Source organism: Ralstonia sp. TCR112, assembly GCF_007997035.1.
Taxonomy (GTDB): Bacteria; Pseudomonadota; Gammaproteobacteria; order Burkholderiales; family Burkholderiaceae; genus Ralstonia; species Ralstonia edaphi.
The window spans coordinates 1-980 of the sequence record NZ_VOSS01000149.1 but is presented as its reverse complement, the minus strand read 5'-3'; the positions used below and the strand labels follow the sequence as shown (position 1 = coordinate 980).

Genomic DNA, 980 nt, shown 5'->3' with positions numbered 1-980 from the left:
CGCGCGGCGATTCGGCCCGGCAAGCATGCCGCCGCCGTGGAAGGCGATCGTGAGGCCGGGCACCGTGCGCGCGGCTTCCACCAGCGGCGCGGCGCCGTAGCACCAGCCGCACAGCGGGTCGTAGATGTAATGCAACGTCGTCATGTTGTTTCCTCGGTGGCAGGCCAGCTTACTGCGGCCACTTCATTTCGCCCTTGATGACCTTGGCGCTCAGCTCCAGCGATGCCTCGCCGGCCAGCGTCGGATAAGCCGCCTTCATCGCCTTGATCAGCTCCGCCGAGTTGTTCGCCTTGGCGGCCTGTACCTCAAAGGTCTTCAGGTAATCCGCGGTAAAGCGTACCGCGTCCAGCCCCGCTGGCATTGCACCCGTGAAGTGACCGGGCACCACGGTCGTCGGCTTGAGCGCTGTGATGTTGTCCAGCGTCTGCAACCAGCCCAGGCGCGATTCGCGTGTCTGCGTGTCGGCTACCCAAACGTGGTCGCCGCTGTTGACGACCACGCCGCCGGCCACGGTCTTGATCGACGGGATCCACAGATACGTGCGTGCCGCGTCGGGGCCGTTCAGTCCCTTGATGTCGATGGTGCGGCCTTCCAGCGTGAGGTGGTCGGCGTTCAGCACGTCGGGCAGTACGAGCGTCTTGGGCGCGTTGTCCTTCAGGATCGGGCCCCAGTAGGCGAGCTTGCCGTTCATTGATGCCTTGATGGCGGCCACGGTTTGCGGTGTGGCCACGATCTTCGCGTTCGGGAAGGCAGCGCGGATGACGTCGAGGCCGAAGTAATAATCCGGATCGCTCTGGCTGATGTAGACCGTGGTGAGCGTCTTGGCAGCAGCACGTCCGCCGAACATGCGCCACGCGATGCCGCCCAGTGCCAACGTCCATCAACGCGCCAGCGGATCATGGCCGCAGCGTGGTCCGCGCCGCACGCATCGCGCAGCACGTCATCACGCCAACGGCGTCACCGGCGCATGCCGCCACATA

General features: G+C 65.4%; 2 pseudogenes. Both read right to left on the bottom strand.

The window, feature by feature from the left end:
• Positions 1-144 (bottom strand): annotated as a pseudogene (locus FUT88_RS24525) (DsbA family protein); the annotation flags it as partial.
• A gap of 25 nt (positions 145-169) precedes the next feature.
• Positions 170-835, bottom strand: a pseudogene (locus FUT88_RS24520) (MBL fold metallo-hydrolase); the annotation flags it as partial.
• Positions 836-980 lie beyond the last annotated feature (145 nt).